Source organism: Ghiorsea bivora (genome assembly GCF_000744415.1).
GTDB lineage: Bacteria > Pseudomonadota > Zetaproteobacteria > Mariprofundales > Mariprofundaceae > Ghiorsea > Ghiorsea bivora.
Genome location: NZ_JQLW01000010.1, coordinates 57,780 through 74,081 on the forward strand (window position 1 = coordinate 57,780; position 16,302 = coordinate 74,081).

At 41.9% G+C, this 16,302-nt stretch carries 12 protein-coding genes; 2 read left to right on the forward strand and 10 right to left on the reverse strand.

Annotated features, from left to right (window positions below; genetic code table 11):
* Window positions 1–36 precede the first annotated feature (36 nt).
* Window positions 37–1,224, reverse strand: coding sequence for a BaiN/RdsA family NAD(P)/FAD-dependent oxidoreductase (locus DM09_RS08555; protein ID WP_038249943.1), 1,188 nt, complete (start codon window positions 1,222–1,224; stop codon window positions 37–39).
* 187 nt (window positions 1,225–1,411) lie between these two features.
* Here DM09_RS08555 and thiC point away from each other — a divergent pair, with 187 nt between their 5' ends.
* On the forward strand, window positions 1,412–3,250 hold the full coding sequence (gene thiC / locus DM09_RS08560; RefSeq protein ID WP_038250239.1) for a phosphomethylpyrimidine synthase ThiC: 1,839 nt from the start codon (window positions 1,412–1,414) through the stop codon (window positions 3,248–3,250).
* Window positions 3,251–3,390: 140 nt separating this feature from the next.
* On the opposite strand, the gene DM09_RS08565 is transcribed toward thiC, so the two are convergent.
* The 9 genes from DM09_RS08565 to hpnC form a co-directional block, all read right to left on the reverse strand.
* Window positions 3,391–3,834 (reverse strand): single-stranded DNA-binding protein, encoded by a 444-nt coding sequence (locus DM09_RS08565; protein WP_038249944.1) that lies wholly within the window; start codon window positions 3,832–3,834, stop codon window positions 3,391–3,393.
* A 27-nt stretch (window positions 3,835–3,861) separates the two neighbouring features.
* Window positions 3,862–5,085 carry a bifunctional glutamate N-acetyltransferase/amino-acid acetyltransferase ArgJ gene (gene argJ / locus DM09_RS08570; RefSeq protein WP_038249946.1) on the reverse strand — a complete coding sequence of 408 codons (1,224 nt, stop codon included), beginning with the start codon at window positions 5,083–5,085 and terminating at the stop codon, window positions 3,862–3,864.
* A 2-nt stretch (window positions 5,086–5,087) separates the two neighbouring features.
* Window positions 5,088–7,721, reverse strand: a complete 2,634-nt coding sequence (secA, locus tag DM09_RS08575; RefSeq protein ID WP_038249948.1) for a preprotein translocase subunit SecA — start codon at window positions 7,719–7,721, stop codon at window positions 5,088–5,090.
* 130 nt (window positions 7,722–7,851) lie between these two features.
* A complete protein-coding gene (locus DM09_RS11175; protein ID WP_051938336.1) occupies window positions 7,852–10,134 on the reverse strand; it encodes an MHYT domain-containing protein in 2,283 nt (760 codons plus the stop codon).
* Window positions 10,135–10,450: 316 nt separating this feature from the next.
* Window positions 10,451–10,573, reverse strand: coding sequence for a TfoX/Sxy family protein (locus DM09_RS11750; protein WP_232507793.1), 123 nt, complete (start codon window positions 10,571–10,573; stop codon window positions 10,451–10,453).
* The gene (gene ygfZ / locus DM09_RS08585) at window positions 10,570–11,484 is read right to left on the reverse strand and encodes a CAF17-like 4Fe-4S cluster assembly/insertion protein YgfZ (protein WP_051938337.1); all 915 of its coding nucleotides are present in this window, start codon (window positions 11,482–11,484) and stop codon (window positions 10,570–10,572) included. Before ygfZ ends, DM09_RS11750 begins: the two co-directional genes overlap by 4 nt.
* A 296-nt stretch (window positions 11,485–11,780) precedes the next feature.
* Window positions 11,781–13,046, reverse strand: a complete 1,266-nt coding sequence (locus DM09_RS08590) for a hydroxysqualene dehydroxylase (protein ID WP_051938338.1) — start codon at window positions 13,044–13,046, stop codon at window positions 11,781–11,783.
* On the reverse strand, window positions 13,046–13,936 hold the full coding sequence (hpnD, locus tag DM09_RS08595) for a presqualene diphosphate synthase HpnD (protein WP_038249951.1): 891 nt from the start codon (window positions 13,934–13,936) through the stop codon (window positions 13,046–13,048). The genes DM09_RS08590 and hpnD overlap by 1 nt, the downstream gene beginning before the upstream one ends.
* The gene (gene hpnC / locus DM09_RS08600) at window positions 13,933–14,826 is read right to left on the reverse strand and encodes a squalene synthase HpnC (protein WP_038249954.1); all 894 of its coding nucleotides are present in this window, start codon (window positions 14,824–14,826) and stop codon (window positions 13,933–13,935) included. Before hpnC ends, hpnD begins: the two co-directional genes overlap by 4 nt.
* A gap of 109 nt (window positions 14,827–14,935) precedes the next feature.
* Between hpnC and ffh the strand changes: the two genes are divergently transcribed.
* The gene (gene ffh, locus DM09_RS08605; protein ID WP_038249957.1) at window positions 14,936–16,297 is read left to right on the forward strand and encodes a signal recognition particle protein; all 1,362 of its coding nucleotides are present in this window, start codon (window positions 14,936–14,938) and stop codon (window positions 16,295–16,297) included.
* Window positions 16,298–16,302: the final 5 nt, after the last annotated feature.

Sequence of the window (16,302 nt, forward strand, 5' to 3'; positions counted from 1 at the left end):
ACACTATCATTTTGATATGAGTGGGTGCGCACTCAGCTATGCAACTGCACTTCCTGCAGCAAAGCCACTTGACCAAGCCCATTGAAAGTTGAACCCACCAAGATGGCCTGTCACATCCACAACTTCACCAATAAAGTATAAACCTTCTACTTTCTTAGCTTGCATGGTTTTAGAATCCAAGTCAGCAGTGTCCACACCACCCACTGTCACCTCAGCTGTGCGATAACCTTCCGTGCTGCTGGGTTTAATCACCCAAGCTTGCAAAAAATCTTCTAAGTGCTGAACATCTTTATCGGATAATGATGCTACTTTTTGTTGCATAGGGAATTCATCCACTAATAGTGAAACCAAACGCTTGGGGAAGGCATGACTTAATACTGTCGCCAATAAGGCTTGGGGATGTTCTTTCTTTTTTTTATCCATAAAAGCTTTCAAATCCAAATCAGGAATTAAATTGATACTGATACTATCACCGGGCAACCAATAGGAAGAAATTTGCAATATCACAGGTCCTGAAAGACCTCTATGTGTAAACAACATCGCTTCTTTGAAACTTGGTGCTTTGCGCTCAACAAGTGAGACCACCACGGGTAATGCAATGCCAGCAAGTGCCTTAAAATCATCTTTATTTTTACCTGTAAAGGTAAAGGGAACCAAACCTGGTCGCGTTTGAATCGTGTTCAAACCAAACTGTTTGGCAACTTTAAAGCCAAAACCTGTAGCGCCCATTTTAGGAATCGATAATGCACCCGTTGCGATTACCAAAGATTCACATGCCAGTTCACCTATATTGGTTTCTAGTTTAAAATCATCTTTTTTTTCAATGGATTTCACCTTAACATCCAACTCAAGCTGCACACCATAACCATCGCACTTGTCCAAAAGCATTTTAATAATTTCATTCGCTGATTTATCACAAAATAACTGCCCATGCTCACGCTCATGATAATCAATACCTGCTTGCACCACCCAATCAATAAAATCCCACTGATTAAACCCTGCCAATGCTGATTTGCAAAAATGTTTGTTGTTGGAGATATAGTTTTCAGCAGTGACATCCAAGTTGGTGAAGTTGCACTTACCACCACCTGAAATACGAACTTTCTCCGCAGCCTTAGTCGATTTATCCAACACCAACACAGATTTTCCGCGAGATGCCGCTGTAATCGCACACATCAAACCCGCCGCACCTGCACCAATCACCACTACATTCGCTTCATTCATGCCCCCATATTGGAAAAATTCGCTTATTTTGCAAAGGCTTATTTCATACCCTTGTACACATACTATGTTTAGCTATATCTTACCCTAGAAGATGGTTATCATTGCGCTTCTTTTTTGATACACAAAGGATGTCTAGTTTATGTCAGATTCGTTAACATCAGATTCAAGCAGTGGAATTTCAGTGCAAATGAGTTCAGGAACCAATGAGGCTCGCCAGCCTTACCCTAACTCAAAAAAGGTCTATATTGAGGGTTCCCGACCTGATATTCGTGTACCTATGCGTGAAATTTCATTATCGCCAACGCAAACATCGGATGGTTTTGAAGAAAATCACCCTATTCTTGTTTATGACACTTCAGGTCCATATACCGACCCAGATGTGGAACTAGATCTACAAAAAGGGCTTCCAGATGTACGTACGACATGGATTGAAGAGCGTGAAGACACAGCTTTTTTAACAGGTTTATCATCCAAATATGGTAATGAGCGCCGCGATGATGAAAGCATTGACCATTTACGCTTTGAACACTTAAAACAACCACGTAAAGCCAAGGTTGGCAAAAACGTTTCACAAATGCATTACGCCAGACAAGGTATTATTACGCCCGAAATGGAATATGTAGCCATTCGTGAGAATCAAAAACGTGAACACTTGCGTGAAATCACCAAACAACATCCTGGGCAAAATTTTGGCGCAAGTATTCCACATGTGATTACCCCTGAATTTGTACGCGATGAGGTAGCACGTGGCCGCGCCATTATCCCTGCCAATATCAACCATCCTGAATTAGAGCCTATGATTATTGGGCGCAATTTCTTGGTGAAAATCAATGGGAATATTGGTAACTCCGCTTTGGGCTCATCCATTGAAGAAGAAGTGGATAAAATGACTTGGGCAACCCGCTGGGGCTCGGACACCATCATGGATTTATCGACGGGTAAAAATATTCATGAAACCCGCGAATGGATTATTCGCAATGCTGCAGTACCGATTGGTACAGTGCCGATTTACCAAGCTTTGGAAAAAGTAAACGGTATTGCTGAAGATTTAACGTGGGAAGTATTCCGTGACACATTGATTGAACAAGCTGAGCAAGGTGTAGATTATTTCACCATTCATGCAGGTGTATTGCTGCGCTATGTACCACTCACAGCCAACCGTTTAGCTGGTATTGTGTCTCGCGGTGGTTCAATTATGGCGAAATGGTGTTTGTCACACCACAGAGAAAACTTCTTATACACCCATTTTGAAGATATTTGTGAAATCATGAAAGCTTATGATGTGTCATTTTCGTTGGGTGATGGTTTGCGCCCGGGCGCGATTGCTGATGCCAATGACGCAGCACAATTGGGTGAGCTTGAAACATTAGGCGAACTCACCAAAATTGCTTGGAAACATGATGTGCAAACCATGATTGAAGGCCCGGGTCATGTACCTATGCAAATGATTAAAGAAAACATGGACTTGCAACTTGATTACTGTGATGAAGCGCCATTCTATACGCTTGGCCCCTTGACCACAGATATTGCGCCAGGTTACGACCATATCACTTCTGGTATCGGTGCCGCCCAAATCGGCTGGTATGGTTGCGCTATGTTATGTTATGTAACACCCAAAGAACATTTGGGTTTACCTAACCGTGATGATGTAAAAACGGGTGTGATTACTTATAAAATCTCTGCGCATGCAGCCGATTTAGCCAAAGGTCACCCTGGTGCGCAACAGCGCGATGATGCATTATCTAAAGCAAGGTTTGAGTTCCGCTGGGAAGATCAATTTAATTTGAGTTTAGACCCAGACACCGCCAAATCATTCCATGATGAAACATTGCCTAAAGAGTCCGCCAAAGTAGCACATTTCTGCTCCATGTGTGGCCCGAAATTCTGCTCTATGAAAATCACCCAAGATGTACGTGATTATGCAGCAGAACACGGTATTGATGCCATGAAAGCCATTGAAGAAGGTATGTATGAGCAAGCAGCCAACTTCAATGAAAAAGGTGGTAAAATTTACCACAAGGCATAAAACTTTAGCCTTAAAAATAACAAGCCGCTTTATATTCAGTCATAAAGCGGCTTTTTTTTATACCATAAAAAATACAAAAAAATAACCCACTATTTCTAGCAGGTTATATTTATATAGTTACCATTAAGGTATAAGATACACTAAAATGGGATATCATCATCCACGGGTGCTGAGTTAAAGTCTGGCTGGTCTGCAAACGGGTCATTTTGTTTTGCAGGTTGGGCTTGTTGTTGCCCACCACCTTGATAACCACCGCCAGATTGACCGCCACCATCGCGACCACCAATAAGATCAAGTTTATCTACAGAAACTTCAACTGAAGTACGTTTCACACCTTCTTTATCATCATATTCACGAATCCTAAGTTCACCAGAAATAGCAACTTGTGTACCTTTCTTTAAATACTGTGGTAAACCACCCTCAGCACGTTTACCAAACAAAGATGCACGAATCCAGTTGGTGCCTTTATTATCACCAAAACCATAATCAACTGCGACTGAAAACGAACAAATTGCCATACCACTTTGTGTAAAACGTTGCTCGCAATCTCGCGCTAAACGCCCTGTGAAACTATATACATTCATACCCTACTCCTTCTTTCCTCTAAACTTTTAAGACCGATACTCGGCATTGATGGTGATATATTCATGGGTTAAATCACCTGTCCACACTTTGGCAGATGCATCACCCAATCCAATATCCACAGACAACGTAAATTCTTGCTTGGCAAACACTGCCATACCCATGTCATCACGGTAATCAGGATGTAAGTTACCATCTTTTAAAATCAAAACATCATCGGCTTTGATGCTCACCTTATCCGATTGGATATACGAACCACTATTACCAATCGCCATAATAATTCTACCCCAGTTCGCATCTGAGCCTGCAAATGCAGTTTTTACCAATGGCGACACGGCAATGGTTCGCCCTAATTCACGTGCTTGTGTCTCATTTTCTGCACCTGAAACTTCAATGGTAACAAACTTGGTCACACCTTCACCATCGCGTACAATCAATTGCGCTAGTTCAATAGCAACTTCGCTTAAAGCTTTCTCAAAAACTGTGATATCTTGAAGCTCTGTGTCACCTAAACCCAAACCTGATGATAATAAATACACCGTGTCATTGGTTGATGTATCACCGTCTACGCTAATGCTATTAAACGACTCATCAGTAACCCTTGATAATATATCCTGCAACACTTCCGCGCGAATTGGCGCATCGGTCGCCATAAAACCCAGCATAGTTGCCATATTAGGGTGAATCATGCCACTGCCCTTAGATACACCTGTAATCGTATACGTTTTGCCATTCGTCTCAAACTGACGTGAGGTATACTTAGCAAAAGTATCGGTAGTACGAATGGCTTCAGCAGCTTGCAGCCAATTGTCTTCTGCCAACGAACTTCCTGCCTCGTCAATCGCATCACGAATACGTTCGATAGGGAAAGGTTCACCAATCACACCTGTTGATGCAGACAACACTTGATATGATGAAACTTCTGCAACCTCAGCACCCAAATCAATCAACTGCTGTGACCACACCCGCTCCATCTCACCCACACCCGCATTGGCATTACCCGCATTGGCAACAATGGCACGGATATTGGTGGCATGTTCACGCACTGTTTGCTCACCCAAGTCTACACATGCCGCACGAAATGCATTCTGCGTAAATACTGCGGCTGCTTGCGCAGGCACATCAGCCACAATCAAAGTAACATCTTGGCGTTTACCTTTTAAGTCAGCTGATTTTACACCGCACGAAGCCGAACCAACCTTAAATCCAGGAACTGGAAGCGGCTTTTGCAAAGTATAAGGCAATACTGGCATGATTAACGCTTCTTACCGTGACACTGTTTATACTTTTTACCCGAACCACAAGGGCATGGGTCGTTACGTCCAATTTTTTCACCTTGGCGTTGGTATGTTTCAGTAACAGCTTCAGGTTCTTTATTCACAATATTGTATTTAATTTTTTCTGGTTCGGGTTGCGGCTCGGGTTCTTTGACTTCAACACGGAACAATGAAATCACAGTTTCTGTGCGAATTTTACCCAACATACTGCTAAACAACTCATATGATTCATGTTTGTATTCTTGAATTGGATTTTTTTGTGCATAACCACGCAAACCAACACTTTGACGCAGGTGATCCATCGCCAACAAGTGCTCTTTCCAATGATGATCAAGGATTTGCAATAGCAGCCATTTCTCAAAACCACGCATTTGCTCAGCACCCGTAGCTTCTTCTTTTTCAGCCAGATGCGCTTTTAGGGCTTCAACCAACTTGTTACGCATACCCTCTGCTGATTCAACATCATCGCTCTCAGCCCAAGCTTGCACATCAGCTTCAATGGTAAGTTTCTCAAGCAATGTTGTTTTTAAACCTTCAACATCCCAGTTATCTGGAATATCCGATAAAAACTCAGCAACAAGTTCATCCACATAGTCCAACATCATGTCTTCAATGACTTCTTGTACATCATCCAATTCAAGCAGTTCACGGCGTTGCGAGTAAATCACTTCACGTTGCTGGTTCATCACATCATCATACTCAAGCAGTTGTTTACGCATATCAAAGTTGCGTCCTTCCACTTTTTTCTGCGAGTTGGCAATGGCTTTACTTACCCAAGGATGCTCAATCACTTCCCCTTTATCAAAACCCATCTTGGTGAGCATGCCTTGCATTTTTTCACCACCAAAAATACGCATCAAGTCATCTTCAAGCGATAAGTAAAAACGGGTTGAACCTGGGTCACCTTGCCTACCCGCACGACCTCGAAGCTGGTTATCAATACGACGCGATTCATGACGCTCTGTACCAATAATATGCAAACCACCCAAAGCAATCACTTCATCATGCTCTTTTTGACAAGCCGCCTTGATTTCAGCTACTTTCTTCGCACGTTCTTCATCACTTAACTTATCCGACAACTGTGCAATCAGCATATTGGGATTACCACCCAACATAATATCTGTACCACGGCCTGCCATATTGGTGGCAATCGTGATAGCACCTTTACGACCTGCTTGCGATACAATTTCAGCTTCACGCTCATGGTGTTTGGCATTTAATACTTCATGTTTAATGCCTTTTTTCTTCAATACTTCCGAAAGCATTTCCGATTTTTCAATCGAAGTTGTACCCACCAATACAGGCGCTCCCGTATTGGATGTACCCACGATATCTTCTACAATGGCATTAAACTTATCTTCTTGATCACGGTAAATTAGGTCACTTAGATCCTTACGAATCATATCTCTATTGGTGGGCACAATCACCACTTCCAAATCATAGATTTTTTTGAATTCTTCAGCTTCTGTATCTGCCGTACCTGTCATGCCTGACAACGTATCATACATGCGGAAGAAGTTTTGGAATGTAATGGATGAAAGTGTTTGGTTCTCAGGCTGAATGGTGACCCCTTCTTTGGCTTCCAAGGCTTGATGTTGACCATCTGAATAACGACGACCCGCCATCATACGCCCAGTAAACTCATCAATAATCACCACTTCATTATCGCGCACAATATAATCTTTTTCACGGGTAAATAAGGTATGCGCTCTTAGACACTGGGTAGCAGCATGCAATAAATTAATGTTTTCAGGGTCGTATAAACTTCCCTCTTTAAGCGCACCAGCTTCACGATAAAGCTCTTCAATATGCTCCATTCCTTTTTCTGTATAAGAAACAGCTTTATCTTTTTCATCCAAATCATAATCATCAGCATCAAGTTGACGAATCAAACCATCTGTTAATGTGTAAAGTTCACCTGCTTGCTCAGTGGGCCCTGAAATAATTAATGGTGTACGCGCCTCATCAATCAGGATGGAATCCACCTCATCCACAATGGCAAAGTTGTATCCACGTTGCACCAAATCATCAACTGAAAACGCCATATTATCGCGTAAATAATCAAAACCGAATTCATTGTTGGTACCATAAGTGATATCTGCGGCATAAGCAGCTTGACGGTCTTCATGGGTCATATTGCTCACAATCACACCTGTGGTGAGACCCAATGCCGAATAAAGTTTACCCATTTCTTCAGCATCACGCGAAGCAAGGTAGTCGTTTACCGTTACCACATGTGCACCCTTACCTGACAATGCATTTAAATATACAGGTAGTGTAGCGGTTAAAGTTTTACCCTCACCCGTTTTCATCTCAGCAATTTTACCTTGGTGTAAAATAATACCACCCATCACTTGCGAATCGAAATGACGCATACCCATCACTCTATCCGATGCTTCACGAACAACTGCAAAAGCTTCAGGCAATAAATCGTCTAAACTTTCACCTTTTTCAATTCTAGCACGAAACTCATCCGTTTTTGCCATCAATGCTTCGTCCGATAACTTACCCGTCTCATCTGCGAGACTATTCACTTTACTTACAAGTGGATACAAGCCTTTAAGTATACGTTCATTGCGATTACCAAACATTTTGGTCAAAAAGTTTAACATGGGTTCCCCTAACGGTTTGAATACATCTTTATAATTTGGGACGCAAGATAACAAGCCTTACACATAAAATCATGTGATTTTTGCGGTTATTCACTTTTCAGTATCATTACTTCAATAAGAAAGGTGTAAGTTACTGATATATGAATACTTTTATCTTCTCTCTCAACACATGCTCAGAATAAGGTTTTTGAATAAACCCAGCCAGCCCTCTGCCAACAAATTGGCTGGTTGCCTCTTGCTCATTATAGCCCGATGAAAGTATGACCTGCACATCAGGTTTAATTGCCCTCAATAAACGAAAACACTCTTTACCATCCATTTCAGGCATTGTCATATCCAATAAAACAAATTGAATGTCATCTTGATATTCAGTAAACACCGCAATACCTTGTTTACCACCATTGGCTGTAACCACAGTATAACCCATATCTTCAAGCATTGCGCAAGCCGTCTCACATATAAATGTTTCATCATCAATCACCAACACCAACCCAGAAACTTTGTTCAACTGCGTTTTAGATCGCTTCATTTTCTTTTCCTCTGTTGCCGAAGATACAGGGAATATTAATTTAAAAGTTGTGCCTTTACCTTCCTCTGAGTACACACGAAGCGCACCTTGGTGACCATTTACAATGCCGAGCATTGCACTCATGCCCAAACCTCGGCCTGAAAACTTCGTTGTAAAAAAAGGATCAAACATCTGTTTTTGAACTTCATTACTCATACCACAACCGGTATCAGAAACTTCTAAGAAAACATAATCACCTTCATGTTTTTCAGCGTCCCCATAAGTACCCAACAAATAATCCGCATCTGCATACATCTCACCTGTTGCCAAGGTTATTCTTCCAGCCTTACCCTCCATAGCTTCTGCTGCATTCGTTAACAAGTTTAATACTACCTGTTGAATTTGTGCTGCATCAGCATCAATTAACGGAAGGTTATCTGGCATGTCATAATGTAACGCAATTTTCTTAGGTATAGAGACCTCAATCAACTTCATCATATTACGTACCAAATTTGATAAATTAACGGGTTCTACTACAAATTTACCCTTACCAGAATAAGCTAACATCTGCCTACATAAATCAGCAGCACTGTGACTTGCTTCAACAATGCAATCGATATGTTTATAAACAGGGTCATTAACACGAACTTTTTTTATTGCCAGCGAAGCATTCCCCAGAATTGCAGTCATAATATTATTAAAATCATGCGCAATTCCACCAGCAAGAACCCCCAGTGAATTCACTCTGTCTGCATGATGCAACTTTTTCTCCATCTTCTGTTGCAATGTTACATCCCTTTGTATAATAGCAAAACCATTAATACAGTCATTTTTATCATATAACGGGAAAGCATTTTGTGAAACCTGATACAAGGCATTACTTTTGGATTTATTAAACAAAAGGTTCAACACAGGTTTACCCGACTGGAGGTTTTTCCATATTTCATGATATTTTAGTTGCCCTACTTCATCACTCCAAACCAGCTCAAGTGTTTCACCAAGCGCTTCTTCTGCCGAAAAACCGCTCACCCTCGCAAAAGCAGGATTAACATAAATAATCACACCTTCTACATCAGTAACAATGACCAACTCATCTGCTTGCTCAATCACGGATGCCAAACGTTTAGATTGCTCCTCTGCAAGAAGTTTGGCTTTAACACTGGAAATCGTTTCATCCATAAGCGAAACAACCAACACTCCAGCTTCAATAAGAAAGAGTACAATTAAAACATATATCGCTAGAGACCCTTGCTGCAAACCTGTATGTATAACACTCATACCCTGAATAGGTACAAAACTAACCCCTGTCATAGCTGTATAATGCATAGAAGAAACAGCAGCCCCCATGAGTACAGCCACAGGGATTTTATACCTTAATTGCCCAAAGGTATAAGAAAGTTTCACTTCTTCTAATAAATACAGCCCAACACCTGAAACAACAATCGCAATGGCAACAGAAGCAAACATTATCCAATGGTTATGATGCATTGTTGCATTCACAACCATGGCTGCCATACCTACATAATGCATAGATGCAATAGACAAACCTAAAATCGTCGCCAATATGGCAAGCCTTAAACCTCGAATCTTTTTTGTATTTGTTATAAATATACCAGTAAAACCCGAAACGACGACTACAAGTAAAAGTGACAATGTCGTCAAATCCAAATCATAACTAACTTTTAATGGTAGCTGAAAAGCAAGCATGCCCACAAAGTGCATACCCCAAACACCTACACCAAAACTAACACCAAACAATGCTGACCAAGTGTACCTTGCTTTAGCATTTGTTGCTTTCGCTATTCTTGAAACTGTACTAAAAGCGACAAAAGAAGATACAACAGCAACAAAAATCGATACACCCACTAAAAGCATATCATGAACGCCAACAACCTCTAACTGCATATAGCCCCCCTCAACTGTATCATATACTGATACGCACAAAGCAAAACGAAAACAAACATAAAGACAAGCGTTTATCTACCTGAAAACTTTTATTTCCCAAAAAGTCAAATTGGATCTTTTACAATTCACCGCCCACTCTAAATAAGTATGATTTTTCTACTTATCCAACAACTTTTTCTGTTCTTAATTAATAAACTTCCATTTCCATCAAATGGTTTTCCTTTTTCATGCTGGGAAACATCAAGCTAGCTTCTATCTTCCAATGCACCCGCAAGTACATATAAAAAGTTCATATTTGCCTTTAAACCAGCTTGCTTTAAACACATAAAGACTGCACATCCCCCTCTTCCTCTATATCTGCAACAGATACAATGCCAATTATGGCTAAGCTTTGCTCAGACTTTGCACCCAAATCTCTTAAATCACGAATTGGCTTCATTCGCCACAAACACCAAGCACTTGCACTTTATCCCCAGCTTCGGTTTGCAATGGCTGATTTGCCTCAACCGTTTCAATCGGAAGCAAGGCGATACCTTGATAGGCATCACCATCTTGCGCCAAACTGGTCACTTCACCCACCTTGACCGTGGTCAACACGGCGCACGGCAGACGCACATCTTTCTCAAGCTTTACGCGATACAGTTTCTTTTTGATGCCACCGCGCCAATGCATACGACTGGTCACTTCCTGCCCTACATAACACCCTTTATCAAAACTTACCCCATCTCTATCCATCAAATTGGCATTCAATGGATGCAACTTGATATCCCAATCTACACCCAAAAGTGGTGTTCCTTGCAAAATACGCCCGCGTTCAATTTCATTTTCATCAGCATTACACGACAAAGGTAAATCAGACCCCATCACCCACACCCCATTCTTACTGGGCTCAGACATACGCAAAATTGAAACCGTGTCGGTATGTGCTGATGCCAGTTTCTCATGCGTAGGCATAGGTAAAGCATTGGCTTGCAAAAAATCATCAACATCACCGCCTTGCACAGAAAACACCTGCCAAGATGAAACTTTACCAATCCTTAGCTCATAACCCAGAGCAAACATACGTAAGCGCTCTACTAAGTTTAAAGCAAATGCACTGGGACATAAAAACATCACCTCGGCCCAAGTCTCTTTCTTCTTGGTCAGCAAAAGATAAAAGTCTGAAACAGGTTTACCCTGTGGTGTTAAAATCACACTATAAATAGCCTGTGTTTCAGATAGTTTGGATACATCTTGAGCAACCTGACCTTGCAAATATTTCAAGAGGCTTTCGCCCGAAGCCTTAATGACTGCATAAGCATCTCTTTTCGCCACTTTTACTGAATCTATAGGGGTATCTTTTTGCATCATTTTACACTCTCTTTAACCTGAAAGCCCACCGAAACCCTTATCGATTAAGCTTTTTTAATGTCTCTTAAAAAGTTGTCCACGTAACCTGTGGATAACTTTGTGGATAACACTGCATGCAACCAGCATAATATTAAACACTTAAGCTACATGCCCCTGCTGTCTATTTTTTAGGCAATGATATTATTCCCTTTATTTACAATAGTTTATCTATGCATTGTTACAAGGTTAAACAAACAAGCCTATCTAATTGTGATAAAGATATGACACAGCCTCAAAAAAGTGAATAAGTTACTGTGTCAAGCATTAATTTTGTGATTTTTGTCCCAACCAAGCAGCTCATGGGCTGCTTTTTCACCCGATATTACCGCAAGTTCAATGGTTGCAGGCAGTTCACCGGGAGCAGGTGATTCACATGCAAGAAAAACATGTTCAGGCAAATCAAAGCTCTTCTGATTTCTGACCAAAACGGTTGCTCTTTTCTCACGAATAAAACGTACTTTTTTCGGTTCAGGAAGCGCTCTACCCAACATCATTTCCGCTTCATGCAAAACCCTGTCTATCAATTCCTTTTGTGATATTTGTGATAAGTCTGTTTCATCAGCACTGATAATCATACATACATGATGAAGCCCTGTTGTTTGATGCAACATCTTGGATACATCAAACAACCACTGCCCATAAGTGCCCAACATACCTTGCATCATATTGGGTAAGTTTAGGTTTTCTTCAAACCACAAATGAATATTGGTGATGGCCTGGGTTGGCACTTCTTCCTTGATGCCCAGCAAACGGTTCCTAGCAAAGGCAGGCAATGCCAACACCACAGCATCATGGTTAAGTTCATCAAGGCTACGCACAGTATGCCGCAATTCCATATTTACACCCAAATCACGCAATTTATCGGCAACAGGCGCAACCAAGGCTTGTGACAATGGTTGGTTAAACCAACCCATTTTTGCATTTTTATGTGATGAAAAGGATGTGGCAAGCACTCTAGCAAAGGTTTTGGCATTGGCAGTGTGCATGGGTTCATTCATCACCCCCAAACACAAGACTTCCAGCATATCCTCAACCAACCGCTTGGGTGCTTTGATCTCATCCATCCATTGTTGCACGGTTTGCTCTTCAGTGCGGTTCATCATGGTTATCGCCAAGCGTAACATGCCTTTTACACTGGAAAAATCATGCCTAGGCAAACGATAAACCGCCCAAATCAATGCCAAGTTCACAGGCAACCAAGACACCGCTTTTAAATCAAACAAACCGCGTTGTTTATCCCAAAGCGATAAAGTGAGTGATGATTGCCAGCTCACATGCTGCAACGCATTCACATCAGCGAGCAATTTCAATGTGGCATGATATGCCCCCACCATCGCATGCGGACCATTATCTACCCATTCATCCACTTCTTCATCGTAAAAAGATTTGGTGCGCCCACCCAATGCTGGAGCAGCCTCAAACAGGTCCACCTGATAACCTGATTCTGCCAAACGCAATGCAGCCGTTAAACCTGCAATGCCTCCGCCGACAACAGCAATACGTTTGCTATCAGATTGCGCCATTAAAAGTCTAACCGCAACGGCAAACCTTTCTTCACAGCCTTTTTCTCATAACGATAAGCTTTCCATGCCACCCAGATTTTCTTCAATGGTGTAAGCCGTGCAGGGTGTTGCCATACATCAAAATTCACTTTCTTAAGTTTTGCCAAATGTGCATAATAAATTGCACCCATCATCAAGGATGGGGTCAAACTTTTCCTATCTTCTGCGGGTAATGCTTTTAAGGCATCAGCATAGGCCTGCTCTGCTTTATCATAATAATGCTGCATCAAAGCTTTGAGGTTGGCATTGGCTTCTTCATGATCAGTAAAACCTTGGCGAATATCATGGTCGGTTACCTTGAACTTGGCACGGATTTGTTGTGGCAAATAAATACGCTCAATTTTGGTGTCTTCATGCACATCTCTCAGAATATTGGTGAGCTGCAAAGCATCACCCATACGAAGTGCAAAGGTTTTGGATGCTTCTTGTGTAAACCCAAATACAGCAATGGACATCAAACCCACCACGCCCGCCACTCGGTAACAATACAAGTTTAAATCTTCATCAGTCACTATCGGTTTACCCGATACATCCATTAGCATACCTTCAATCATTTCGGTAAACATACTTTTTTCGATAGGATAATGGGCAAGTGTCCACATCAATTCTTTGCCTACAGGGTGACGCGCTACCCCTTCAAACACCCTGTCGATTTCTTCTTGCCAAAAAACAAGCTTACGAACAGCAACCTCTTTTTCTTTGATTTCATCAGCAATATCATCCACTTCCCGACAAAATGCATACAATGCCATCATGGCACGGCGTTTTTCAGGCGATAAAAATAAAAAGGCATAAAAAAAGGATGAACCCGAACCTCTGGTTTTATCTTCACAATACTTTTCAGGGCTCATGCATATCCTCGTTGACTATAATAATTCGGGCGTAGTGTCATGCTGACAATGCTAAGGCTCACTTTCAGCCAATCAAGCTTGTTTAATGTGGGGCGTTGTTGCAAAGGGTTCTCCAACGCTTGAGTAACATGCAAAATAGAAGTGCCACCTGCCAATGTTGCGGCAATTTGTATACGCAAACGAAGAGGCAAATAGGGTAAAAGTGCATAACCTTGATTGAATAACTTTTGTGTTTCAGAAATCGCTTCATCAATCGCTGGTCGCAACGTTTCAATGCCTACACTCCCCTGCAACACATCATCCCGCGATATATTAACCTTGCTCAACCATTCATCGGCGAGATAACAGCGCCCTTTGGGTATATCCACTTTAAAATCTTGCCAAAAATTGGTCAATTGCAGAGCTGTGCAAATCGCATCGGATGCTTGCAATGCTTTGGTATCATTAATACCATGCAAGGCAAGCATCAAACGCCCCACAGGGTCGGCAGAATGTTTAGCATAAAATATCAGCTCATCCAAAGTTTTAAAACCTTTGAAACTCACATCCATACGAAATGCCTTAAGTAAATCACGAAACAGTTGTACATCCAAATCAAACGTATGCATCACATCAGCCAAGGCAATAAACACAAGGTTTTCTGACTTACCCTCTAAGCTTAAATCCAACTGATGTTCCCAGTCATCCAGCATGGCTAAACGCTGGGCAACAGTAAAATCACCTTCATCGGCAAAATCATCCGCCGTACGTGCAAAAGTGTAAATCACTGCCACAGCAGGTCGCAGCTGCTTTTTTAACAGTAAAGAAGCAGTTGGAAAATTTTCATAATGTTCATTGGCAATGTTATGACAGTGAACATAAGCTTGTTGAACGCGTGAAGTATTCGGCATGGCAACATCTTAGAATGGAAGTTTGACAAGGCAACCGCTATGCTTGCCCTTCACTTTTTAACAACCATTTTGAAAACTGTTTTGAAAACCAAGATAAGAGAGTACATACATGTTTGATTCATTAACCACTAAACTCGGTAATATTGCTAATAAACTACGTGGTTCAGCCCGCGTTACCGAGGCAGACTTAGATGCAACCCTTAGAGAAATGCGCATGGCATTACTCGAAGCTGATGTTGCACTTGCTGTGGTTAAACACTTATTGGCTGCCGTTCGAGAACGCGCATTAGGCGCAGATGTCGCAAAAAGTCTGCAACCTGGTCAGGTTATTATTAAAATACTGCATGATGAATTGGCTGTGGTACTGGGTGGACAACGTCGCGATTTAAATACATCTAAAATTCCATCCGTCATCATGCTTTGCGGTTTGCAAGGTGCGGGTAAAACCACGACTGCAGGTAAACTTGCCAAACTACTCACAGCACAAGGTAAAAAAGTTGCGCTCACATCCGTGGATGCGACCCGACCAGCTGCGCGTGAACAGCTACAAATCCTAGCTGAACAAGTCAATGTTCCTTACTTACATGGTGAAGGCAATAGCCCTGAGAAAATGGCAGCCACAGCGCTTAAACTGGCGCGAACAGGCGGGCATCATGTTTTAATTTTAGATACTGCAGGTCGCCAAGTGGTTGATGCTGCGCTTATGGCAGAAATTCAGGCTGTAGAAAAGGCAGTAGGCACTACAGAGCGTCTGTTGGTGCTTGATGCGATGACTGGTCAAACAGCACTAGAAATTGCCGAAACATTCCACAAGTCGGTGCCATTAACGGGCTGCATCATGTCCAAAACCGATGCTGATATGCGTGGTGGTGCAGCATTATCGGTTGCTTTTAGCACAGGTGTTCCTGTGCGTTATGTGGGTACTGGTGAAAAACTGGATGCTTTCGAATTGTTTGACCCTGAACGTATGGCTGGTCGCATTCTTGGGCAAGGCGACATTGTTGGCTTGGTTGAAAAAATCCAAGCCAATGTTGACCATGAACAAGCTGAAAAAGCAGCACAAAAAATGCGTAAGGGCAAGTTCGATTTGATGGATTTCGCCGAACAAATGGGACAAATGCAAAATATGGGCGGTATCAGTGGCATTATGAAAATGATGCCTGGCATGAATGTGCCGCAAGAAGCCTTAGGACAATTCGATGATAAACCCATCAAACGCATGCAAGCCATGGTATATTCTATGACTGCCAAAGAACGCACCTACCCCAAACTCATCAACGGCAGCCGTAAAAAACGTATTGCTGCAGGCTCGGGAACATCGGTTCAAGAAGTCAATAAAATGTTAAAACAATTTGCGCAAATGCAGAAAATGATGAAAAAAATGAAAGGCGGCAAAGGCAAACGTATGATGCAAGCCATGGCTGGTAAAATGGGCCTAGGTGGTGGCATACCAGGTATGCCCAAGTTTTAAAACCA

Coding starts and splice junctions, on each gene's coding strand:
- DM09_RS08555 (WP_038249943.1), bottom strand. CDS start 1,224: ATGAATGAAGCGAATGTAGTGGTGATTGGTGCAGGTGCGGCGGGTTTG.
- thiC (WP_038250239.1), top strand. CDS start 1,412: ATGAGTTCAGGAACCAATGAGGCTCGCCAGCCTTACCCTAACTCAAAA.
- DM09_RS08565 (WP_038249944.1), bottom strand. CDS start 3,834: ATGAATGTATATAGTTTCACAGGGCGTTTAGCGCGAGATTGCGAGCAA.
- argJ (WP_038249946.1), bottom strand. CDS start 5,085: ATGCCAGTATTGCCTTATACTTTGCAAAAGCCGCTTCCAGTTCCTGGA.
- secA (WP_038249948.1), bottom strand. CDS start 7,721: ATGTTAAACTTTTTGACCAAAATGTTTGGTAATCGCAATGAACGTATA.
- DM09_RS11175 (WP_051938336.1), bottom strand. CDS start 10,134: ATGCAGTTAGAGGTTGTTGGCGTTCATGATATGCTTTTAGTGGGTGTA.
- DM09_RS11750 (WP_232507793.1), bottom strand. CDS start 10,573: ATGAAGCCAATTCGTGATTTAAGAGATTTGGGTGCAAAGTCTGAGCAA.
- ygfZ (WP_051938337.1), bottom strand. CDS start 11,484: ATGATGCAAAAAGATACCCCTATAGATTCAGTAAAAGTGGCGAAAAGA.
- DM09_RS08590 (WP_051938338.1), bottom strand. CDS start 13,046: ATGGCGCAATCTGATAGCAAACGTATTGCTGTTGTCGGCGGAGGCATT.
- hpnD (WP_038249951.1), bottom strand. CDS start 13,936: ATGAGCCCTGAAAAGTATTGTGAAGATAAAACCAGAGGTTCGGGTTCA.
- hpnC (WP_038249954.1), bottom strand. CDS start 14,826: ATGCCGAATACTTCACGCGTTCAACAAGCTTATGTTCACTGTCATAAC.
- ffh (WP_038249957.1), top strand. CDS start 14,936: ATGTTTGATTCATTAACCACTAAACTCGGTAATATTGCTAATAAACTA.